General features: G+C 63.8%; 18 protein-coding genes and 2 pseudogenes. 11 read left to right on the forward strand and 9 right to left on the reverse strand.

Annotation, left to right across the window (positions count from 1 at the left end; translation table 11 throughout):
• Window positions 1-19: 19 nt before the first annotated feature.
• Window positions 20-1659: pseudogene (istA, locus tag KM031_RS13725) on the forward strand (IS21 family transposase).
• Window positions 1592-2320 (forward strand): annotated as a pseudogene (gene istB, locus KM031_RS13730) (IS21-like element helper ATPase IstB). Before istA ends, istB begins: the two co-directional pseudogenes overlap by 68 nt.
• A 143-nt stretch (window positions 2321-2463) precedes the next feature.
• Here istB and KM031_RS13735 read toward each other — a convergent pair.
• From KM031_RS13735 to menC, 4 genes are all read right to left on the reverse strand, one after another.
• A complete protein-coding gene (locus KM031_RS13735) occupies window positions 2464-3279 on the reverse strand; it encodes an IS3 family transposase (RefSeq protein ID WP_260692143.1) in 816 nt (271 codons plus the stop codon).
• Window positions 3255-3620: a hypothetical protein gene (locus tag KM031_RS13740; RefSeq protein ID WP_246567528.1), complete on the reverse strand. Its 366-nt coding sequence runs from the start codon at window positions 3618-3620 to the stop codon at window positions 3255-3257. Before KM031_RS13740 ends, KM031_RS13735 begins: the two co-directional genes overlap by 25 nt.
• 239 nt (window positions 3621-3859) lie before the next feature.
• Window positions 3860-4573: a GNAT family N-acetyltransferase gene (locus KM031_RS13745; protein WP_215506965.1), complete on the reverse strand. Its 714-nt coding sequence runs from the start codon at window positions 4571-4573 to the stop codon at window positions 3860-3862.
• On the reverse strand, window positions 4570-5682 hold the full coding sequence (gene menC / locus KM031_RS13750) for an o-succinylbenzoate synthase (protein WP_215506963.1): 1113 nt from the start codon (window positions 5680-5682) through the stop codon (window positions 4570-4572). The genes KM031_RS13745 and menC overlap by 4 nt, the downstream gene beginning before the upstream one ends.
• Before the next feature lie 153 nt (window positions 5683-5835).
• Between menC and KM031_RS13755 the strand changes: the two genes are divergently transcribed.
• The gene (locus KM031_RS13755) at window positions 5836-6012 is read left to right on the forward strand and encodes a CTP synthetase (RefSeq protein WP_215506961.1); all 177 of its coding nucleotides are present in this window, start codon (window positions 5836-5838) and stop codon (window positions 6010-6012) included.
• A 9-nt stretch (window positions 6013-6021) separates the two neighbouring features.
• On the opposite strand, the gene KM031_RS13760 is transcribed toward KM031_RS13755, so the two are convergent.
• Complete coding sequence (locus tag KM031_RS13760; RefSeq protein ID WP_215506959.1) at window positions 6022-6795, reverse strand: alpha/beta fold hydrolase; 774 nt, start codon at window positions 6793-6795, stop codon at window positions 6022-6024.
• 99 nt (window positions 6796-6894) lie between these two features.
• On the opposite strand from KM031_RS13760, the gene KM031_RS13765 reads away from it, so the two are divergent.
• On the forward strand, window positions 6895-7266 hold the full coding sequence (locus tag KM031_RS13765; protein WP_215506957.1) for a hypothetical protein: 372 nt from the start codon (window positions 6895-6897) through the stop codon (window positions 7264-7266).
• On the opposite strand, the gene KM031_RS13770 is transcribed toward KM031_RS13765, so the two are convergent.
• Window positions 7199-8086, reverse strand: a complete 888-nt coding sequence (locus tag KM031_RS13770; RefSeq protein ID WP_215506955.1) for a DUF817 domain-containing protein — start codon at window positions 8084-8086, stop codon at window positions 7199-7201. The two genes, KM031_RS13765 and KM031_RS13770, sit on opposite strands and share 68 nt — an antisense overlap.
• A gap of 76 nt (window positions 8087-8162) precedes the next feature.
• A complete protein-coding gene (gene glyA, locus KM031_RS13775) occupies window positions 8163-9455 on the reverse strand; it encodes a serine hydroxymethyltransferase (RefSeq protein ID WP_215506953.1) in 1293 nt (430 codons plus the stop codon).
• 210 nt (window positions 9456-9665) lie between these two features.
• Here glyA and KM031_RS13780 point away from each other — a divergent pair, with 210 nt between their 5' ends.
• Window positions 9666-10421, forward strand: coding sequence for an NAD kinase (locus KM031_RS13780; RefSeq protein WP_215506951.1), 756 nt, complete (start codon window positions 9666-9668; stop codon window positions 10419-10421).
• Window positions 10422-10493: 72 nt separating this feature from the next.
• On the opposite strand, the gene prpE is transcribed toward KM031_RS13780, so the two are convergent.
• Complete coding sequence (gene prpE / locus KM031_RS13785) at window positions 10494-12398, reverse strand: propionate-CoA ligase PrpE (protein WP_215506949.1); 1905 nt, start codon at window positions 12396-12398, stop codon at window positions 10494-10496.
• Between the two features lie 270 nt (window positions 12399-12668).
• Complete coding sequence (locus KM031_RS13790) at window positions 12669-14948, reverse strand: NADP-dependent malic enzyme (RefSeq protein WP_215506947.1); 2280 nt, start codon at window positions 14946-14948, stop codon at window positions 12669-12671.
• A gap of 140 nt (window positions 14949-15088) precedes the next feature.
• Here KM031_RS13790 and KM031_RS13795 point away from each other — a divergent pair, with 140 nt between their 5' ends.
• From KM031_RS13795 to upp, 6 genes are all read left to right on the forward strand, one after another.
• Complete coding sequence (locus tag KM031_RS13795) at window positions 15089-16198, forward strand: cupin domain-containing protein (protein WP_215506945.1); 1110 nt, start codon at window positions 15089-15091, stop codon at window positions 16196-16198.
• A gap of 69 nt (window positions 16199-16267) precedes the next feature.
• Entirely contained in the window at window positions 16268-16705 is a 438-nt protein-coding gene (locus tag KM031_RS13800) for a cytidine deaminase (protein WP_260691971.1), read from the forward strand.
• Window positions 16702-18012, forward strand: a complete 1311-nt coding sequence (locus KM031_RS13805; RefSeq protein WP_215506941.1) for a thymidine phosphorylase — start codon at window positions 16702-16704, stop codon at window positions 18010-18012. The genes KM031_RS13800 and KM031_RS13805 overlap by 4 nt, the downstream gene beginning before the upstream one ends.
• Entirely contained in the window at window positions 18012-19208 is a 1197-nt protein-coding gene (locus KM031_RS13810) for a phosphopentomutase (protein WP_215506940.1), read from the forward strand. Before KM031_RS13805 ends, KM031_RS13810 begins: the two co-directional genes overlap by 1 nt.
• Complete coding sequence (locus KM031_RS13815; RefSeq protein ID WP_215506938.1) at window positions 19205-20200, forward strand: adenosine deaminase; 996 nt, start codon at window positions 19205-19207, stop codon at window positions 20198-20200. Before KM031_RS13810 ends, KM031_RS13815 begins: the two co-directional genes overlap by 4 nt.
• A complete protein-coding gene (gene upp / locus KM031_RS13820) occupies window positions 20190-20837 on the forward strand; it encodes a uracil phosphoribosyltransferase (RefSeq protein ID WP_215506936.1) in 648 nt (215 codons plus the stop codon). The genes KM031_RS13815 and upp overlap by 11 nt, the downstream gene beginning before the upstream one ends.
• The last annotated feature ends 61 nt before the right edge of the window (window positions 20838-20898 follow it).

Consider the following 20898-nt stretch of genomic DNA (forward strand, 5'->3'; position numbering starts at 1 on the left):
GCAGCGAACGGAGTGGGGGATGAAGCGAGTGGATACGATCGCGCGGGTCAGACGGGCCTACTATGTCCAGAAGTGGTCGGTGAAGAAGATCGTGCGGGAACTGCACGTGTCGCGGAATACCGTCCGGAAGATCCTGCGGTCTGACGAGACGGACTTCAGCTACGAGCGTGAGCGCCAGCCGATGCCGCGGATCGGGCCGTGGCAGGGACAGCTTGAGCAGTTCCTGTCGTCCAACGCGAACAAGCCGTCGCGGGAACGGCTGACGCTGATCCGCATCTTTGAAGAGTTGCGCGGGTTGGGCTACGAGGGCGGCTATGATGCCGTGCGCCGGTTCGCGAAGGGCTGGTCGCAGAACCGGGGCGCGGTGACGGCGGAAGCCTATGTGCCGCTCTACTATGCGCCCGGCGAGGCATACCAGTTCGACTGGAGCCATGAAGTCGTGGTGATCTCCGGCGTCACGGTGACGGTGAAGGTGGCGCACGTCCGGCTTTGCCACAGCCGGATGATGTTCGCCCGAGCCTACATGCGCGAGATCGAGCCATTGTCCGCCATTGGTCCGAGGACAATGGCGAGGGGAGATGGTGTTTGACGCCCATGACCGGGCCTTCGCCTTCTTCAAGGGCACCTGCACACGCGGCATCTACGACAGTGAGGCTTGGCCGCCATCGGTCCGAGGCCAGGCCGAACGAAGACGGCGGTGGAGGCGGTCTTCACCGGCAAGGAACGGCATTACAACCGTCGCTTCCTGCAGATGTGCAGCCATTACCTGGTCCAACCCGTTGCCTGCACCCCGGCGTCCGGCGGGGAGAAGGGTCAGGTCGAGAACCAGGTCGGGCTGGTGAGGGAACGGTTCTTTACGCCGCGCCTTGGAGTCAAAAGTCTGGACGAACTGAACGCCTGGCTGCTGGAAAAATGCGTGGCCTAAGCAAAGGCGCACCGCCATGTGGAAGAGACCGACAAGACGATCTGGGAGATGTTCGAGGCCGAGCGGCCCCACCTCGTTCCATACGTCGGCCGCTTCGATGACTTCCACAGCGTGCCAACCTCGGTATGGAATACCTGCACGGTGCGGTTCGACAACAACAAATACTCGGTCTTGGCGACTGCCGTCGGACGTCCCGTAGATGTGCATGCTTACGCCGAACGCATCGTCATCCGACAGGATGGCGTGGTGGTTGGGGAACATGCCCGCGCCTTCGGGCGTGGCCAGACGGTCTATGATCCGTGGCATTATGTGCCTGTGCTGGCACGCAAAACCCGGCGCGCTGCGTAATGGGGCTCCGTTCAAGGACTGGGTGCTTCCGCCCGCCATGGCTGCGATCCGGCGCAAGTTGAAGGGCAGCGATGATGGCAACCGGCAGATGGTCCATATCCTGAGTTGCGTGCCCGATGACGGGTTGCAAGCCCGAAGCCACCTGCCGGGAAGCCGTGGATCAGGGCGTCCATTCCGTGCCTGTCGTCATCAACATCCTCGCCCGACGACGTGACCCAACCCCGCCACCACTTCTACTCACCCCCACCGCGCTGCGCCTGACCCACGAACCCGTGGCCGATTGCGCTCGCTACGACAGCCTCAGGAGGACCAGCCGACATGGAACGCACCCAAATCTTAGACCTGATGGGCAGCCTCAAGCTCTACGGGATGCGCAGCGCCTATGAAGAGGTCATGGCCGCGGGCATCAAGCGCCAGCACGAACCGCCCCGCATCGTCGGTGACCTGCCGCAATCCGAGATCGCGGAGAAGCAGGCCAGATCGATCCACTACTAGATGACCGTCGCCAAACTGCCGCTGGTCAAGGATATCGAAGAGTTCGACTTCACCGGCACTCCGATCAACGAGGGGCTGGTTCGGGAACTGGCCACCGGCAGCTTCGTCGCGGACCAGCGCAATGTCGTCCTCATCGGCGGCACTGGCACCGGCAAGATCCACCTCGCAATCGCCATTGCCCGTGCGCTCATCCGCAATAGCACCCGCGGCCGCTTTTACAACGTCGTCGATCTGGTGAACCAGCTTGAAACCGAGACTCGCGGCGGCAAACAGGGACGGCTGGCCGATTACATGACCCGCCTCGACTTTGTAATCCTCGAGGAACTCGGCTATCTGCCCTTTGCGCAATCCGGCGGACAGCTGCTCTTCCACCTGATCAGCCGCCTCTACGAACGCACCTCCATCATCGTCACAACCAACCTGGCCTTCGGCGAATGGCCGACCGTCTTCGGCGACGCAAAGATGACCACGGCGCTCCTCGACCGCCTGACCCATCACTGCGAGATCGTTGAGACCGGCAACGAGTCATGGCGCTTCAAAAACCGCGCCTGACCCTGATCAGGGCCTGACCCGCCTCCACTCTGTGATAAGTTCCGCCGACTCAGGCCCTGATCTCGACGCAGCATAGGGGGGTCAATTTTGGACGCCGATATGGAGTGAACCCCTCGGGCTGGACCATAGGGGTGCCATCTGAGCTAAGCCGCCTTTTGGGCGAATAGGGTTTCGAATTCCTCGGGGGTTCGGTAGCCGAGGGCGGAGTGCAGTCTCTTCGAGTTGTAAACCTGCTCGATGAATTTGGGCAAGCGGGCCGCGACGTCGGCGAAGGTTTCGTATCCGGCCCTGTAGACTTCCTCGACCTTCAGCGTCTTCATGAAGCTTTCGGCCTGTGCGTTGTGATAGGGGTTTCCGACGCTGCTCATGGAACCGCGCAGACCTGCGGCCTGAAGAGCATCGCGATAGGTTTGAGATGCGTATTGGCAACCCCTATCCGTATGATGGAGACAGCCTTCGGGAGGGTTTCGGTTGGCCACGGCCGAGTGCAGAGCCGCAAGTGCCAAGGGCGTGTCGAGACGCTGCGACAGCGCATAACCGACAACTTTGCGGCTGCAGGCATCCAGAATGACCGCCAGATAGCAGAACCCTGTCGCAACGCGGATGTAGGTGAAGTCTGCGACCCAAACCCTGTCCGGGTGATCAGGGATGATGTTGCCGTAAAGGTTCGGGAATATTGGGGAATCGTGCCTGCTGTCCGTCGTTCTGACAAAGCGCCTGCGGGGTTTGATGCCAAGTCCCGCCTCCCGCATCACCCGTGCTATCCTCTTGTGATTGACTACAAACCCGTGGCGACGAAGCTCATGGGTCACGCGGCGGTAGCCGTAGCATGGCAGTTCATCCTGGATGTCTTCGATGATGGCCGTGAGTTCAGCGTCTGTAAGCCCTTCGGCCTTGGCGGCGGGGCGGTAATAATAGGTGCTGCGAGGCAGGTTCATGGCTTTGCACCCCCGCCTGATGGAGCAGGTGCGGGGCCGCTGATCACGAAGGACTTCTCGCTGTTGTTGGCGGTCGGCATCCGCGGTGTTTTTTTGGCAAGATCCAGCTCCATCGTGAGCTGGCCCACCTTGCGCTCGAGGGCTGCGATGCGGGCCTCGTATTCGGCGATGACGCTGGCTTCGGCCTCCTCGTCCGTCAGCTCGCCACGGTCGAACTGGGTCAGCCAAAGCTGGATGAGGTTGGCAGAGATGTTATGGCTGCGTTGCGCATCGCGTCGCCCGATGACGCCGGCCCGGATATCTTGGCAGAGCTGCAGCTTGAATGCGGTCGAATGTCGACGGTAGGGACCTCGTGATGTCATGAGCCTTCTCCAAACAAGGCCCGTTCAGCGTATCAGATCTTCAGGCTCCTGTGGTCCAGCCCGAGGGGTTCACTCCAATAAGGGGTCAAGTTTGCAAGCCGATTGACAATCACCTGTTTGCACTTTGTAAAAATACTCATCTTCTGCGGCCAGCTTGCCCAACCTAGGGCGCTCTGCGCCAGAGCCGCCCCTGCGGCCGCAGGTCTGCGGGGCTCGATGCCCCGCAGACCTGCCCCTGCTCAGCCGGTTGTCAGCAGATAGCTGCGGCTGGCGCTGTCAAAGCCGGTGATGCGCTGGCCTTGGGCAAAGGCCTGTTGCAAGGTGGCGCGGTTTTCCAGACGGGCGGCGCGCGCCGCTGCCGGGTCCGCGTGCAACAAGGCCCCAAAATCGGCGGGCACGGCCACCCGCGCGGCGGGATCTGTCGGATAGGGCAGTGGCGCGCCTGCGGCACAGGCCACAACGCGCGGGCTGTCCAGAAACCAGTCCGCCATCAGGCGGTCGGACGGCGCACCTTTGTTGATGCCCTCCATCGCGCCATAATAATCCGGCAGATAGGTCGAGGCCTGCGCCCCCAGCCGATGAATGTTCAGCGTCGCATTGGGCAGGCGCAGCGGGTCATAGGTCCAGCGCACATGGCGGATGTCGCGCGCCAGACACCAGTCACGCTGATACCATTTCAGCCGCACCCCCAGCCCCAGCCCGCGCGCCGCTTCCAGCACGGCCAGCCGGTGCGAATGCTGCACGCCGGGCGTGGCGGTTGGAAAACCGAACACATAACCCAGCATCTGCCCGTCGCGGAACGCCCCCGCTACCAGCCCGCCTTCATGCTGCATGACCATCATCAGATCGGCAGGGTCTTCCTTGTCGCCTTCGCCCCAGACGGCGCGTTGCAGCTCTTCTGCGGTGCGGAACTCCGCCATGCCGTCCAGATCGCGGAAGGTGATCTCGCTCATGGCCGGAACACCTCGGGCGCGTCCGAGACCGTGGCGAGGAACGCCTGATCCAGCGTCACGCCCAAGCCCGGCCCTTCCAGCGGCACCGGCATCCGGCCTGCCACGGTTTCCAGCTTCTGCTCCACGATGTCGCGGTGGAAATAGCGGCTGGCCGAGGACACATCGCCGGGTTTGGTGAAGTTCGGCAGGGTGGACAGGTGGATGTTATGGGCGCGGCCCACGCCGCTTTCCAACATGCCGCCACACCAGACCGGCACATTGAAGGCGGCGCACAGATCATGGATGCGCAGGCTGTCCAGATAACCGCCCGACCGCCCGACCTTGATATTGATCACCCGCGCTGCATCGCTTTGCAGCGCCTTGCGCGCCTCTTGCACGCCCTTGATGCTTTCATCGAGGCAGATCGGCGTGGCAATGCGCTGTTGCAGGGTGGCATGGTCGTGGATGTCATTCCAGGCCAGCGGTTGTTCGATATAGTCAAGATCGAAGGCATCCAACCGGCCCAGTAGCGCCGTATCGGCGAGCGTATAGCAGGAATTTGCATCTACCGTCAGATGCGCATCGGGGAAGGCCGCGCGCACCGCGCGCACCAGCGTCAGGTCATGGCCCGGCATGATCTTCAGCTTGATGCGTTTGTAGCCTTGCTCCAGATGGCTGCCGACCCGTTCGACCGTGCTGTCGATCGGACCGATGCCCAGCGACACGCCGACATCTACCGCGTCGCCCGCGCCGCCCAGTACCGTCTGCAACGGCAGGTTCAGCGATTTGGCCCAGAGATCCCAGAACGCCATTTCCAGCGTCGCCCGTGCCATCTGATGCCCGCGCCACGGCGCCAGCACCGGCGCCAGCGCCTGCGGGTTGGCAAAGCTTTTGCCGACCACCGCGGGGATCAGAACATCGCGCAGCAGCGCCAGCGTGCCGGGCAGCGATTCATCCAGATAATCGGGCAGCGGGTCCATCACGCCTTCGGCAAACCCTTCGATCCCATCGGCGCGCAGCACCAGAAGCGGGAAGAGCTTCTCATACATCGTGCCGGTGGAGATGGTGAAAGGCGTGATTAGCGGCAGGCGCACGAGGCGGAGTTCGGCGCTGTCGATCCTGAGGGGCATGGGGAACCTGCTGGTGGTTATATTTTGGGCAGAGCCTCTGCCAAGGCTGGCGGAAGGTCAAGCCAGCCCGGCAGAATTGACCAAGATCAAGGCAAATCGCCGGAAGCGGGCGCATTCTGCAGGTGGACGCGCGTCCGGATCGAGAGGTTTCAAATGACCCGTCTGATGATGGTTATCTTTTCCATGGCGTCGACCACCCTGATGGGGGTGGGGATCGTGGTGGCGCTGACCACCGGGCACGACACCCTGCAACCGATCCTGCTGGCGGCAGCGCTTGGTTTTGTGGCGGCGGTGCCGGTCAGCTGGCTGGTGGCGCGGGCACTGGCCTGACAGCGGGGGTCAGCTGTTGAGGAACACGCGCAGGGTATCTTCAAACTCGCGCGGCTTGTCGGCGTGCAGCCAGTGCCCGGCCCCGGCCAGCTTTGCAAAGAGGGCATTGGGGAACAGCGGGCGGATCAGCGCGCGATGCTCTGGCTTGACATAGGGGCTTTCGCTGCCGGTCAGGAACAGCACCGGGCCATCGAACTGGCCCGTCGGCGCAGGCCAGCCGACAATTCTGGCCATATCGGCGGCCAGCACATCAAGGTTGAGCCGCCAGCGCGGCCCGCCCTCGGCCTTGAGGTCCAGCGATTGCAGAAAAAATGCCCGCAGCGGCGCTTCCGGCACGAAGGCGGCAAGGCGGCGGTCGGCCTCGGCGCGGGTGGTCAGATCGGTCAGATCCATCGCCTTCATCGCGGTGATGTATTGCGTCTGGTCATGCGCATAGGCCACCGGGGCAATATCGGCCACCACCAGACGGCGCACGGCCTCGGGATGGGCAAGGGCCAGCATCATGGACGCCTTGCCGCCCATGGAATGACCAACCACATCGGCCTGCCCACCGGCGGCGGCAATCACCTCGGCCAGATCGACAGCAAGCTCGGGGTAGGTATGGCTGGGCATCCACGGGCTTTCGCCATGATTGCGCATGTCCACCGTCAGCACATTGCGCGTGTCCGACAGCCGCTTGGCAATCACGTTCCAGTTGCGGGCCGACCCATAAAGCCCATGCGCAATCAGCAGGGGCGGCAGGTCAGAGGGCGTGGTGGCGGGGTGGTGGACAGTGTTCAGCATGAAACAGGTTTAGCCTCCCGCACGCGGCACGGCCAGAGGTGTTGAAGCGCCCCGCGCTGCGGCGTAAGCTTCGGGCAACGAAAAACCGGGGCAGGGACAATGGGCGCGATCACCATACAGCAGATGGCCGACCGCGTGGCGGGCCTGATGGAGGACCGGCTGCGCATCCGGGGCAATGGTCTGGCTGACAAGCTGGGCCGGGGCGGCGGGCGGCTGCCGCGCAAGGTGCGGGCGGCAGCAGGTCGGCTGGCCGAAGCCGCGCATATGTCGCAGAACCCGAAACTGCTGTTGCAGGTGGACGAGGGCGAGGTGGCCGAAGCCTATGACATCTGCGTGCGGTATCTCGCGCCGCTTGGGGCCGCCGCGCGGCGCAAGGGCCTGCTGATGGGCATGGCGGCGCAGATCACCTTCGGCTTTCTGGTGCTGGCGGCCGGGGTTCTGCTGGTGCTGAAATGGCGTGGGCTGGTCTGAGTGCGGCGCGGCTGACCAAGGTCACAGTGACGAAGGCCACATAGAGCAGCAGATACCACGCCCCCAGTTTGCCAAAGCTGACCCATTGGCCGGGGATCTGCCCGGAATAGAGCCAGGTGCCGGTGGCGGTGCCGATATTCTCGGCCACCCAGAGCGCAAGGCTCGACAGAAAGGCGGCAAGCGGCAGCGGCATCCACCAGTCGCGGTCCGAGATGCGGAACCAGACGCGGGTGCGGGCAAACAGCAGCAGCGAGGCCGCAAACAGCCCCAGCCGGATATCCGGCACAAAGTGATGCGCAAAGAAATTGACATAGATGGCACTGGCAAACAGCACCGTCAGCCAGAATGGCGGGTAGGGGGCAAAGCGCATGTCAAAGATGCGGATCACCCGCGCCATATAGCTGCCGACCGAGGCATACATGAACCCTGAGAACAGCGGCACGCCCAGCAGCTTCAACACGGCGGGTTCGGGATAACTCCAGCTGCCCGCGCCGACCTTGAACCATTCCATCGCCGTGCCGGTCAGATGAAACAGCAGGATCACCCGCGCCTCTTCCCAGGTTTCCAGCCGCGCCCACAGAAACAGTGCCTGCGTGGCGATGGCAAACAGGAACAGCGCATCATAGCGGTGCAGCGGCCAGTCCGGTTGCCAGACCGCGCGGCTGATCAGAATGGCCGCCAGCAGCAGCCCGCCGAACAGGCAGGCCCAACCCTGTTTCAGCACGAACATGGTGATTTCGGCCAACCCATAGGGCAGGCGCGCGCGTGCCCAATCGCCAAGGCGGCGTTCGATCCGGGTCGAGTGCGGGGCGTGGGACATGGAGGATATGGGGCCGGGCAAACGCCGGCGCCTCTCTTGCAAGGAAAAAGGCCCCGCATCGCGGGGCCTTTCGGGATCAGAGCGTCGGGTAGAGCGGGAATTTGGCGCAAAGGTCTGCGACCTTGGCCTTCACCGCAGCTTCGACCTCGGCATTGCCGTCTTCACCATTTGCAGCCAGACCGTCGACCACTTCGGTGATCCACTGGCCGATCAGGCGGAATTCAGCCTCGCCAAAACCACGGGTCGTCCCGGCCGGGGTGCCAAGGCGCACGCCCGAGGTGACGGTCGGCTTTTCCGGGTCAAACGGGATGCCGTTCTTGTTGCAGGTGATATGCGCCCGGCCAAGTGCCTTTTCGGTCGCATTGCCCTTCACGCCTTTCGGGCGCAGGTCCACCAGCATCACATGGGTATCGGTGCCGCCGGTGACGATATCGAGGCCCCCTTTCATCAGCTCATCGGCCAGCGCCTGCGCGTTCTTGATGACCTGTGCCGCATAGTCCTTGAACTCGGGGCGCAGCGCCTCGCCAAAGGCCACGGCCTTGGCGGCGATCACATGCATCAGCGGACCGCCCTGAATGCCCGGGAAGATCGCCGAATTCACCTTTTTGGCGATCTCTTCGTTATTGGTCAGGATCATGCCGCCACGCGGGCCGCGCAGGGTTTTATGCGTGGTGGTGGTGGCGACATCGGCATAGGGGAAGGGCGAGGGGTGCTGGCCACCGGCCACCAGACCGGCGAAATGCGCCATGTCCACCATGAGGTAGGCACCAACCTTGTCGGCAATCGCGCGGAAGCGGGCAAAGTCGATCTGGCGCGGCACAGCAGAGCCACCGGCGATGATCAGCTTGGGCTGATGTTCCACTGCAAGCGCCTCAAGCTGATCATAGTCGATCAGGCTGTCTTGCTGGCGCACGCCATATTTGATCGCGTTGAACCATTTGCCGGACTGGTTCGGGGCCGCCCCATGCGTCAGGTGCCCGCCCGAGGCGAGATCCATGCCCAGAATGGTGTCGCCGGGTTTGATCAGCGCCTGAAACACGCCCTGATTGGCCTGGCTGCCGGAGTTGGGCTGCACATTGGCAAAGGCACAGCCAAACAGCTGTTTGGCCCGCTCGATTGCCAGATTCTCGGCCACATCGACGAACTGGCAGCCGCCATAATACCGCTTGCCCGGATAGCCTTCGGCATATTTGTTGGTCATCACCGACCCCTGCGCTTCCATCACGGCGCGCGAGACGATGTTTTCCGAGGCGATCAGCTCGATCTCGTCGCGCTGGCGGCCGAGTTCCGAGGTGATCGAACCGAACAGTTCGGGATCACGGGTGGCGAGGGCTTCGGTGAAGAAACCGGAATCGCGGCTGGCAGTCATGGGCGTCTCCTGTTGGGAAGTCGTATTCGCGGCCATTTAGACCATGCCCCCTGCGACAGGGAAGGGCAGAAACCGACATCGCGCCGGATTCAAGCGAAGTGCGTGTAGCGTATCGGAAACTTTTTGTCTGCGAACAGGCCGGGCGAGGGGTTGAGTTTGCCCGGCGCGCAGCCCAAGACTGGCGCGCAAGGACAAGGAAGGACATGCCCCATGCGCATCGGATTCCGGGCCAGCAACGCCCCCGCCGCCCAACAGGCCTTGGCAGAGCTGACCGCCCGTCACGGCGACGTTCCGGTGCAGAAGGCCGAGGTGATCGTGGCGCTGGGGGGCGACGGGTTCATGCTGCAAACCCTGCATGAAACCCAAAGTCTGGAACTGCCGGTTTACGGCATGAACTGTGGCACAATCGGCTTTTTGATGAATATCTACGCCGAAACCGGGCTGGAACAGCGCTTGGCAGTGGCCGAAGAAGAGGTGATCAACCCTTTGGCCATGCACGCGGTCACGGCATCGGGGCGCGAATACCGGGCGCTGGCGATCAATGAGGTCAGCCTGCTGCGCGCAGGGCCGCAGGCGGCAAAGCTGCGCATTTCTGTGGATGGGCGGGAGCGGATGCCGGAGCTGGTCTGTGACGGCGCGCTGCTTTGCACCCCTGCGGGATCGACGGCCTATAACTATTCGGCGCATGGCCCGATTCTGCCGATCGGGTCGGACGTGCTGGCGCTGACCGCGATGGCGGCGTTCCGGCCCCGGCGCTGGCGCGGGGCCTTGCTGCCCAAAACCGCCACGGTGCGCTTTGATGTGCTGGAGCCTGCCAAACGCCCGGTGATGGCGGATGCGGATGGCCGGTCGTTCCGCGATGTGCTGAGTGTCGAGATCCGTTCGGAACCGACGGTGCGCCACCGGATCCTGTTCGACCCCGGTCATGGTCTGGAAGAACGCCTGACGCATGAGCAGTTCATCTGAACCGCAACCGCCGACCGCCCGGCGATTATTCCGGCCCGGCAAGGGGATCCCCTGCCGGGCCGCTGTGCAAACTTAGCCGCGAGCGAGACCCAGAGCCTGCAAGGCCGTGCGGATTTCATCCAGAACCGCCGGATCGTCGATGGTCGCGGGCAGTTTGAACGGTGCGTCATCCGCGATCTTCACCATGGTGGAGCGCAGGATCTTGCCCGAGCGTGTTTTGGGCAGGCGGTCGACCACGCAGGCACGCTTGAAATCAGCGACGGGGCCGATCTTTTCGCGCATCAGGCTGACACATTCCTTGACCACATCGGCATGATCGCGGCCCGAGCCTTTGTTGAGGCACAGGAACCCCAGCGGCGACTGCCCTTTCAACGCATCCGCCACACCGATCACCGCACATTCCGCGACATCGGGATGGCCTGCCAGCACCTCTTCCATCGCGCCGGTCGACAGGCGGTGGCCCGCGACGTTGATCACGTCATCGGTGCGCGCCATGATGTAAAGATAGCCGTCCTCGTCGATATAACCCGCATCGCCGGTTTCATAATAGCCGGGGAAATGGCTGAGATAGGCCTTCTGGAACCGCTCTGGTGCATTCCACAGCGTCGGCAGGGTGCCGGGCGGCAGCGGCAGCTTGATTGCAATCGCGCCCAGCGTGCCCGAGGACACCGGATGCCCGCCTTCGTCCAGCACCTGCACATCATAGCCCGGCATCGGCACAGAGGGGCTGCCCAGCTTGACCGGCAGCTCTTCGATGCCCAGCGGGTTTGCGGCAATCGGCCAGCCGGTTTCGGTCTGCCACCAATGGTCGATCACCGGCACCTTCAGATGGCGCTGGGCCCATTGGATCGTATCTGGATCGGCGCGCTCTCCGGCCAGATAGAGCGCAAACAGGCCCTTCAGATCGTAATTGCGGATCAGCAGCCCTTCCGGGTCATCGCGCTTGATGGCGCGCAGTGCAGTGGGGGCGGTGAAGAAGCTTTTGACCTTATGCTCGCTGATCACTCGCCAGAAGGTGCCTGCATCCGGCGTGCCGACCGGCTTGCCCTCGAACACCAGTGTGGTGCAGCCCGCAATCAGCGGGCCATAGCAGATATAGCTGTGCCCCACGACCCAGCCCACATCCGAGGCGGCCCAGAACACATCGCCCACGCCCACGTTGAAAATGGCGCGCATCGACCAGTTCAGCGCCACCAGATGCCCGGCGGTGGCCCGCACCACGCCTTTCGGCGCGCCGGTGGTGCCGGAAGTATAGAGGATATAGGCGGGGTGGTTGCCGTCGACCGGCACGCAATCGGCAGGCTCCACCCCATACTGGAAGGTATGCCAGGCCACATCACGGCCCTCGATCAGCTTGGCAACCTCTTGTTCGCGCTGGAAGATCACGCAGAAATCCGGCTTGTGGTCGGCCAGTTCGATCGCGCCATCCAGCAGCGGCTTGTAATGCACCACGCGGTTCGGTTCGATCCCGCAGGAGGCGGCAATGATTGCCTTGGGTTTGCAGTCGTCGATCCGCACCGCCAGCTCATTGGCGGCAAACCCGCCGAACACCACCGAATGAACGGCACCGAGCCGGGCGCAGGCCAGCATCGCTTCCAGCGCTTCGGGCACCATCGGCATATAGATGATGACCCGGTCGCCCTTTTCCACGCCCTTGGCGCGCAGCGCCCCGGCGAGGGTGGACACACGCGTCAGCAGTTCGGCATAGGTGATGCCATGTTTGGTATGGGTCACCGGGCTGTCATGGATGATCGCCAGCTGATCGCCGCGCCCGGCCAGAACATGGCGGTCCACCGCGTTCCAGCAGGCATTCACCTGCGCATCGGTATACCATTCATACAGCGGCGCCTGATCGGCATTCAGCGCGCGGGAAGGGTGCTTGATCCAGTCGATGCCGCCTGCGGCCTTCATCCAGAACCCCTCGGGATCTGCCTTCCAGCCATCATAGATTTCTGCATAAGCGCCACTGTATGCCATTGTATGCCTCCTCCTCCGACTTGCTGCGTTGTTACGCGACGGCGGGTGAGTCTCGCAACGCTGTTACCGGTCACGGAACGGCGCTGGGGCAGAATAATTTGCAATTTATGCGGATGTGGATTGGCAAACTTTTGCAAAGTTGCGCGATATGCCAATAATTCAACGCAGTCAGGCCGGGTTTGCAAAGTTTATGCAGTTTGCAGCCTGTGGTGCGGGCGCTGATTCCCCCGGGGCAACAGGGCCACGCAACGCGCGGCCCTGTGCTGTGCTTTACCCGTAATGGGCGACGGGCGTGCCGGCCAAAGCCGAGATGTTCAGCAGCCCGCGCGCCGTGATCGACGGCGTGACGATATGCGCCCGGTTGCCCATGCCCATCAGGATCGGCCCGACCTCAAGCCCGCCCGCTTTCATCTTGAGCATGTTGCGCGCGGCATTCGCGGCATCGGTATAGGCGAACACCAGAATATTCGCGGCCCCCTGCAGGCGCGATTCGGGGAACATGCGGGCGCGCAGCTCGGTGTCGAGTGCGGCATCCACGCTCATTTCACCCTCATAGATGAAATCACGGGGCGTGCTGTCGAGGATCTCCAGCGCCGCGCGCATCCGGCGGCCCGAATCCGTCTCAAGATTGCCGAAGTTGGAATGCGAGCACAGCGCCACTTTCGGGGTCACGCCAAAGCGTTTGGCATGGCGCGCGGCCCCCAGAATGGTCAGCGCGATCTGTTCGGGCGTTGGCACCGGGTTGACCTGCGTATCCGCGATGAACAGCGGCCCATCCTCAAGGATCATCAGGCTGAGCGCGCCATGCGGGCTGAGCCCGTCGCGCCCCAGAACTTGCGAGATATAGTTCAGGTGCCACAGATACTGACCGAAGGTGCCGCAGATCATGCTGTCGGCATCGCCGCGATGCACGGCAATGGCGGCAATCGCCGTGGTATTGGTGCGCAGCACGGCCCGGGCAATATCGGGCGACACGCCGCGCCGCGCCATCAGCTCGTGATAGCTCGACCAGTAATCGCGATAGCGGCGGTCGCTTTCGGGGTTCACGATCTCGAAATCCCGCTCGGGGCGGATCGGCAGGCCCGCGCGTTCGCAGCGGGTGGCAATCACATCCGGGCGGCCGATCAGGATCGGCTTGTCGGTGGTTTCTTCCAGCATCGCATTTGCGGCGCGCAGCACCCGTTCATCCTCGCCTTCGGCAAAGATGATGCGGCGGGTGACCTGACGCGCGGCCTCGAACACAGGGCGCATGATCAGCGCCGATTTGAACACCGAGCCGTTGAGCTTTTCGCGGTAAGCGGCCAGATCTTCAATCGCGCGGGTGGCCACACCCGTTTCCATCGCCGCCTTGGCCACGGCCGAGGCAACAACGCCGATCAGGCGCGGATCGAAGGGTTTCGGGATCAGGTAATCCGGCCCGAAGGTCAGTTGCTCGCCCTTGTAGGCGGCGGCGGCCTCGGCGCTGGTGGTGGCGCGGGCGAGCGCCGCAATCCCGTCGATACAGGCCAGCTGCATCGCATCATTGATCTGCGTCGCGCCCACATCCAGCGCGCCGCGGAAGATGAAGGGGAAACACAGCACGTTGTTGACCTGATTGGGAAAATCAGACCGGCCTGTGGCGATGATCGCATCGGGGGCCACGCTGCGCACGGCATCGGGCAGGATCTCTGGCGTCGGGTTGGCCAGTGCGAAGATGATCGGGGCAGGGGCCATGCGCGACACCATCTCGGGCGTCAGCACACCGGGGCCGGACAGGCCGAGGAACAGATCCGCGCCGTCGATCACATCCGACAGGCTGCGCTTGTCCGATGCCTGCGCATAGGCCGCCTTCTGCGGGTTCATATCCTCGGCGCGGCCTTCATAGACCAGCCCGTGAATGTCGCAGAGCCAGACATTCTCGCGCTTCACCCCCAGTTTCAGCAGCATGTTCAGGCAGGCAATGCCCGCCGCGCCACCGCCGGTGGAGACGATCTTGATGTCCTCGAACCGCTTGCCCGCCACATGCAGCGCATTGGTTGCCGCCGCGCCGACCACGATGGCGGTGCCGTGCTGGTCATCGTGAAAGACCGGAATGTTCATCCGCTCGCGGCACAGTTTTTCGACGATGAAACAGTCGGGGGCCTTGATGTCCTCAAGGTTGATCGCACCAAAGGTCGGCTCCAGGGCGCAGACGATATCGGCCAGCTTGTGCGGGTCTGGTTCATTCAGTTCAATATCGAAGCAATCGATATTGGCGAATTTCTTGAACAGGACGGCCTTGCCCTCCATCACCGGCTTGGAGGCCAGCGCACCGATATTGCCAAGCCCCAGAACGGCGGTGCCATTGGTGACGACCGCGACCAGATTTCCCCTTGCCGTATAACGGCTTGCCGTGGCGGGATCGGCCTTGATCTCAAGGCAGGCCTCGGCCACGCCGGGGCTATAGGCGCGGCTCAGATCGCGGCCATTGGCCAGCGGTTTCGTCGCGCGGATCTCAAGCTTTCCGGGCTTGGGAAATTCGTGATAATCCAGCGCCGCCTGACGGGCGTTATCCTGCCGTGCTTCTTCCATATCATCCTCCCGGAAATTTGGTTTACCCTTAAACCACTCTCAAAATCACGCAAGCCTGATTGCGCCAACAGCATCTTTTGCCAAAGCTTGCAAATCATCCGTCCCCTCGGCACTCTGCGCCAATTCGGGGGAAGGAAACAATGACGGAAAGCCGCAATAGCGCCCGCGCCGAAATGCGCCTGCCCAGCCAGGATCTGCGCGCGGATCTGGCGTTCTTCACCCGCACGCTCGGCTTCCGGCTCGACACGATCTACCCGGCGGACAATCCCGAAGTGGCGGTGCTGTCGGGCCATGGGCTGCGGCTGCGGCTTCAGGTCGGCGCGACAGAGGCCCCCGGCACCCTGCGCCTTCTGACTGACGCGCCGGATGAGGTGGCCGCAGGCGCGCGGCTGCTGACCGCGCCCAATGGCACGCGGGTCGAGATTGACGATCTGAACCCGCCACTGGTGCTGCCGCCGACCGAACATGCCTTTCTGGTGCGGCGTCTGGCCGATCAGGCCCCGTGGATCATTGGCCGCGCCGGGATGCACTACCGCGACCTTGTGCCGTCGCGTCTGGGCGGGGCGGTGATTGCCAGCCATATCCGCATCCCTGATGGTGGCCCGGTGCCCGATATGGTGCATTACCACAAGGTCGGCTTTCAACTCATCTTCTGCATCAAGGGTTGGGTGGATGTGGTCTATGAGGACCAGGGGCCGAAAATCCGCCTGACTGCCGGGAATTGTTTCATCCAGCCACCCGAGATCCGCCATCGGGTGCTGGAAGCCTCGGACGGGATCGAGGTCATCGAGATTGGCGTGCCCGCCGAGCATGTGACCGAAATCGACCATGAGATGACCCTGCCGACGCCGCATCTGCGCCCTGACCGCGAATGGCAGGGGCAGCGCTTTGTGCATAATATCGGGGCAGAGGGGCAGTTCCGGCCCTTCCGCATTCCGGGGTTCGAGGCTCGCGACACCACGATCTGCGCCAATACCCAGGGTGTAGCCTCGGTGATGGTGGTGCGGCCCCTGTCCAATGCGATGGGCACGCCCGCGCCCTGGACACGGCATGATGGCGACATCCTGTTCACCTTCGTGATGGCGGGGCATCTGCTGTTGGAAGGCGAGGGCAAAGCACCGTTCCGCCTGTCGCCCGGCGATGCCTTCGTGGTGCCGCCCGGCATGGCAACCCGCTATGCCGACCCGACCGAGGATCTGGAATTGCTGGAAGTCAGCCTGCCGGGGGTCTTTGCGACAGAGCGCCTCTGACGGCGGGCGGGCACTGCCGCAAGGGCTGCGCTTGCCTATCGCGCGGCGCTGCCGCACACTCCGAACCAAATGGTCAAAACCGGAGCCGCCATGTCCTTGCTTGATGCCGCGACGAACGTGCGTGAAAACGCCTATGCCCCCTATTCGCGTTTCAAGGTCGGCGCGGCCCTGCGCACGCCTTCAGGCGTGATCTATGCCGGTTGTAATGTCGAAAATGTCGCCTATCCCGAAGGCACCTGTGCCGAAGCCGGGGCGATTGCCGCCATGGTTGCGGCGGGCGAGACACGGATTGCCGAGATGCTGGTGATTGCCGACAGCCCGGATCCAGTGCCGCCCTGTGGTGGCTGCCGCCAGAAGATCGCCGAATTCGCAGCGCAGGATGTGGTGGTGACGCTGTGCACGACGGCGGGTCAGTCGCGCCGCATGACGGTGGCCGATCTGCTGCCTGGCGTGTTCACCGCCGCGCATATGGCCGCCAGCGACAGCGCCGGAGGCGACGGCGCATGACCGACGCCCGCGCCATCATCGCCACCCTGCGCGATGGCGGGCAGCCCAGTGTGGCCGATCTGCGCTGGTTTGCCGACGGGCTGGCATCGGGTGCGGTCAGCGATGCGCAGGCCGGGGCCTTTGCCATGGTCGTGCTGCTCAAGGGGCTGGGCGAGGGCGGGCGCGTGGCGCTGACACAGGCGATGCGCGATTCCGGGCGGGTGCTGGAATGGGATATGCCCGGCCCGGTGCTGGACAAACATTCCACCGGCGGGATCGGTGATTGCGTGTCATTGCTGCTGGCGCCTGCGCTGGCGGCCTGCGGGGCCTATGTGCCGATGATCTCGGGGCGCGGTCTGGGCCATACCGGCGGCACGCTGGACAAGCTTGAGGCGATCCCTGGCTTCCGCACCGGCCTGAGCGAGGCGCAACTGCGCCGGCAGATTGCCGAGACACGCTGCGCCATCGTATCGGCCAGTGGCGATATTGCCCCGGCAGACCGCCGACTTTACGCGATCCGCGATGTGACCTCGACCGTGGAAAGCATTGACCTGATCACCGCCTCGATCCTGTCCAAGAAGCTGGCGGCGGGGCTTGAGGCGCTGGTGCTGGATGTGAAGGTCGGCTCTGGTGCCTTTATGAAGACCATGGACCGGGCCGAAGCGCTGGCGCGTGCGCTGGTGAAAACCGCGCAGGGGGCGGGCTGCATGACCACGGCGCTGATCACCGACATGAGCCAGCCGCTGGCCACGGCAGCGGGCAATGCGCTGGAGGTGATCGAGGTGATGGAGACGCTGACCGGCACCTCGGTCAATGCCGCGCTGTGGGACATCACGGCGGCGCTGGGCGGCGAGGCGCTGGCGCTGGGCGGCCTTGCGGCGGATGCCGCCGATGGGGCCGCGCGGATCGAACAGGCGCTGCACAGCGGGGCGGCGGCCGAAGTCTTTGGCCGGATGGTGGCGGCACAGGGTGGGCCTGCGGATTTTGTCGACCGCTGGCCGGACCGTCTGCCCGCAGCACCAGTCACGCGCGAAGTGCCCAGCCCGCGCGATGGGTTTGTGACAGCGATCGACGGCTTTGCGCTGGGGCAGGCGGTGGTGCATCTGGGCGGTGGTCGCCTGCGAGAGGGTGACCGGGTGAACCCCTCGGTCGGCCTGTCGGATCTGGCCGGGCTGGGCGAAGAGATGCACCGCGGAGTGCCGCTGGCCATGGTCCATGCGGCCAGCGTGTCAGAGGCCGAAGCCGCCGTGCGCAGCGTTCTGGCCGCCTATGAGCTGGGCGCGCAGGCGGTGGCCGAGCCGCCGCTGGTGTTGAAAAGGATTGCCTGATGAGCCGCGCCTTTCTCGTGGTGATGGACAGTGTTGGCATTGGCGGCGCGCCGGATGCCGCCGATTTCGGGGATGCCGGGGCGAATACGCTTGCCCATATTGCTGCGGAATGTGCGGCAGGACGGGCCGAGGTCGGGCGCAGCGGGCCGCTGCGGCTGCCGCATCTAGATGGCTTGGGTCTGGGGGCAGCCTGTCGGCTGGCCAGCGGGGCAGAGGTGCCGGGGCTGACGGCCGCGCCCAGCGGGCGCTGGGGGGCGGCCACCGAAGTTTCGCGCGGCAAGGATACGCCCTCGGGGCATTGGGAACTGGCGGGGGTGCCGGTGCCATGGGACTGGACCTATTTCCCCGACACGCAGCCCGCCTTCCCCGAGGCGCTGGTGGCCGAGGTCTGCCGTCTGGCGGGGACGGCGGGCATTCTGGGCAATTGCCATGCCTCGGGCATTCCGATCATCGAACGCCATGGTGCCGAGCATCTGCGCAGCGGCTGGCCGATCTGTTACACCTCGGCGGACAGCGTGTTCCAGATTGCGGCGCATGAGGAAAGCTTCGGGCTCGACCGGCTGATTGCGCTTTGCGCAGCACTGGCCCCAAGCCTGCATGCGATGAAGGTGGGGCGGGTGATTGCGCGGCCCTTCACCGGGCAGGTGGGCGCGTTTCAGCGCACCGCGAACCGCCGCGATTTTGCCATAGCGCCGCCTGCGCCAACCTTGCTGGATTGGGCGGCATCCGCCGGGCGGATGACCCATGCCATTGGCAAGATCGGCGACATCTTTTCGCATCGCGGCATCGGCAGGCTGCACAAGGGCAAAGACGACCTTGCCCTTTTCGACCATCTGGATCGCTTGGTAGCCGAGGCAGAGCCGGGATCTTTGACCTTTGCGAACTTCGTGGAATTTGACAGCCTTTATGGCCACCGGCGCGACGTGGCCGGGTATGCCCGCGCGCTGGAGGTATTCGACAGCCGGGTGGGCACCTTTCTGACGCGGCTGCGCCCCGGCGATCTGGCCCTGTTCACCGCCGATCACGGCAATGATCCGACCTTCCGGGGCACCGAGCACACGCGCGAGCGGGTGCCGGTGTTGGCAGCGGGCGTGGGGGCGGGCGAGATCGGCCTTTGTGCCTTCACCGATATGGCGGCCTCGGTCGCCGCCCATCTTGGCATCCCGGCGCAAGGGCCGGGACGGAGTTTTCTATGAGCCTGAAATCCAACCCGAAACTGGAACTGCACCTGCATCTGGAAGGGGCGGCCCCACCGGCCTTCATCCGCGGGCTGGCCAAGGAAAAGCATATCGACATTTCCGGCATTTTCGATGCGCGCGGCGGTTATGCCTATACCGATTTCTGGCACTTCCTGAAAATCTACGAAGCGGCGACCTCGGTCCTGCAAAGCCCGATGGATTTTCACCGCCTGACGCTGGCGGTGCTGGAAGAAAGCGCGGCAAATGGCGTGATCTACACGGAAATGTTCATCAGCCCGGATTTTTGCGGTGGGCGCGATCTGGGGGCGTGGCGCGAATATCTGCATGCGATGACCGAAGCCGCCGAACAGGCGGAGCGTGATCTGGGCATCACCATGCGCGGGATCGTGACAGCAATCCGGCATTTCGGCCCCGACAAGGCGCGCGAAACCGCGCGCTGTGCGGCAGAAACGGCGGGACGCTTCATCACCGGCTTTGGCATGGGTGGCGACGAGAAGATCTGCGAGCCCAAGGATTTCGCCTGGTCCTTCGACATGGCGCGCGAGGCCGGGCTGGGGATCACCGTCCATGCCGGGGAATGGCGCGGGCCGGAGCATATCCGCGATACGCTGACCGCGCTGCGCCCCAGCCGTCTGGGCCATGGCGTGCGCGCCATCGAGGATCTGGCGCTGGTGGATGAACTGGCCGAACAGGGCATCGTGCTGGAGGTCTGCCCCGGATCGAACATCGTGCTGGGTCTTTACCCGGACTGGCGCGCGCATCCCATCGGCCAGCTTTACGACCGGGGCGTGAAGGTCACGGTCTCCACCGATGACCCGCCGTTCTTTCACACCAGCATGGCGCGGGAATGGGACCGTCTGGCAGACGCGCTGGAGTGGGATGACGGCGTGTTCCAGACCCTGAACCGCACCGCGCTTGACGCCGCTTTCTGTGACGCCGATACCCGCGCAACCCTCGCCAAGACACTGGAGCAAGCCTATGCCCGATAATCAGCCGCTGCCGCATCTGACCGTCGTCCATCATCCGCTGGTGCAGCACAAGCTGACGATCATGCGCGACAAGGAGACCTCGACCGCTGGCTTCCGCCGCCTGCTGCGCGAGATCAGCCTGCTTCTGGCCTATGAGGTGACGCGCGAACTCGACATGACCACGACGCGCATCGAAACGCCGTTGCAGCCGATGGATGCGCCGACGCTGGATGGCAAGAAACTGGCGCTGATTTCCATTCTGCGCGCGGGCAACGGCTTGCTGGATGGTATTCTGGAACTGATCCCGGCGGCGCGGGTCGGCTTTGTCGGATTGTATCGTGACCCGGAAACACTTCAGCCGGTGCAATATTACTGCAAGGTGCCCGATCATCTGGAAGAGCGCATCTGCATCGTGGTGGATCCGATGCTCGCCACCGGCAATTCTTCGGTCGCGGCGATTGATCTTCTGAAACAATCAGGGGCCAGGAACATCCGTTTCCTGTGCCTGCTGGCCTCACCCGAGGGGGTTGCCCGCATGAAGGAAGCCCATCCCGACGTGCCAATCGTTACAGCTTCGCTGGATAGTCACCTGAATGAACACGGTTATATCGTTCCTGGCCTAGGGGATGCGGGCGACCGTATGTTCGGCACTAAATAAGGGATTACCCCTTTACTCGGGAACAATCCTAACGCATGATTCGCCCATACTACATGGGGGT

Origin of the sequence: Gemmobacter fulvus, assembly GCF_018798885.1 — a bacterium.
GTDB lineage: Bacteria > Pseudomonadota > Alphaproteobacteria > Rhodobacterales > Rhodobacteraceae > Gemmobacter > Gemmobacter fulvus.

Bases quoted from the DNA above. Each gene is read 5' to 3' on its own strand.
- KM031_RS13745 (WP_215506965.1), bottom strand. From the start codon at position 4,573: ATGAGCGAGATCACCTTCCGCGATCTGGACGGCATGGCGGAGTTCCGC.
- KM031_RS13780 (WP_215506951.1), top strand. From the start codon at position 9,666: ATGCGCATCGGATTCCGGGCCAGCAACGCCCCCGCCGCCCAACAGGCC.
- KM031_RS13800 (WP_260691971.1), top strand. From the start codon at position 16,268: ATGGTCAAAACCGGAGCCGCCATGTCCTTGCTTGATGCCGCGACGAAC.
- KM031_RS13790 (WP_215506947.1), bottom strand. From the start codon at position 14,948: ATGGAAGAAGCACGGCAGGATAACGCCCGTCAGGCGGCGCTGGATTAT.
- KM031_RS13810 (WP_215506940.1), top strand. From the start codon at position 18,012: ATGAGCCGCGCCTTTCTCGTGGTGATGGACAGTGTTGGCATTGGCGGC.
- KM031_RS13770 (WP_215506955.1), bottom strand. From the start codon at position 8,086: ATGTCCCACGCCCCGCACTCGACCCGGATCGAACGCCGCCTTGGCGAT.
- KM031_RS13795 (WP_215506945.1), top strand. From the start codon at position 15,089: ATGACGGAAAGCCGCAATAGCGCCCGCGCCGAAATGCGCCTGCCCAGC.
- glyA (WP_215506953.1), bottom strand. From the start codon at position 9,455: ATGACTGCCAGCCGCGATTCCGGTTTCTTCACCGAAGCCCTCGCCACC.
- prpE (WP_215506949.1), bottom strand. From the start codon at position 12,398: ATGGCATACAGTGGCGCTTATGCAGAAATCTATGATGGCTGGAAGGCA.
- menC (WP_215506963.1), bottom strand. From the start codon at position 5,682: ATGCCCCTCAGGATCGACAGCGCCGAACTCCGCCTCGTGCGCCTGCCG.
- KM031_RS13805 (WP_215506941.1), top strand. From the start codon at position 16,702: ATGACCGACGCCCGCGCCATCATCGCCACCCTGCGCGATGGCGGGCAG.
- KM031_RS13815 (WP_215506938.1), top strand. From the start codon at position 19,205: ATGAGCCTGAAATCCAACCCGAAACTGGAACTGCACCTGCATCTGGAA.
- KM031_RS13740 (WP_246567528.1), bottom strand. From the start codon at position 3,620: ATGACATCACGAGGTCCCTACCGTCGACATTCGACCGCATTCAAGCTG.
- KM031_RS13760 (WP_215506959.1), bottom strand. From the start codon at position 6,795: ATGCTGAACACTGTCCACCACCCCGCCACCACGCCCTCTGACCTGCCG.
- KM031_RS13765 (WP_215506957.1), top strand. From the start codon at position 6,895: ATGGGCGCGATCACCATACAGCAGATGGCCGACCGCGTGGCGGGCCTG.
- upp (WP_215506936.1), top strand. From the start codon at position 20,190: ATGCCCGATAATCAGCCGCTGCCGCATCTGACCGTCGTCCATCATCCG.
- KM031_RS13755 (WP_215506961.1), top strand. From the start codon at position 5,836: ATGACCCGTCTGATGATGGTTATCTTTTCCATGGCGTCGACCACCCTG.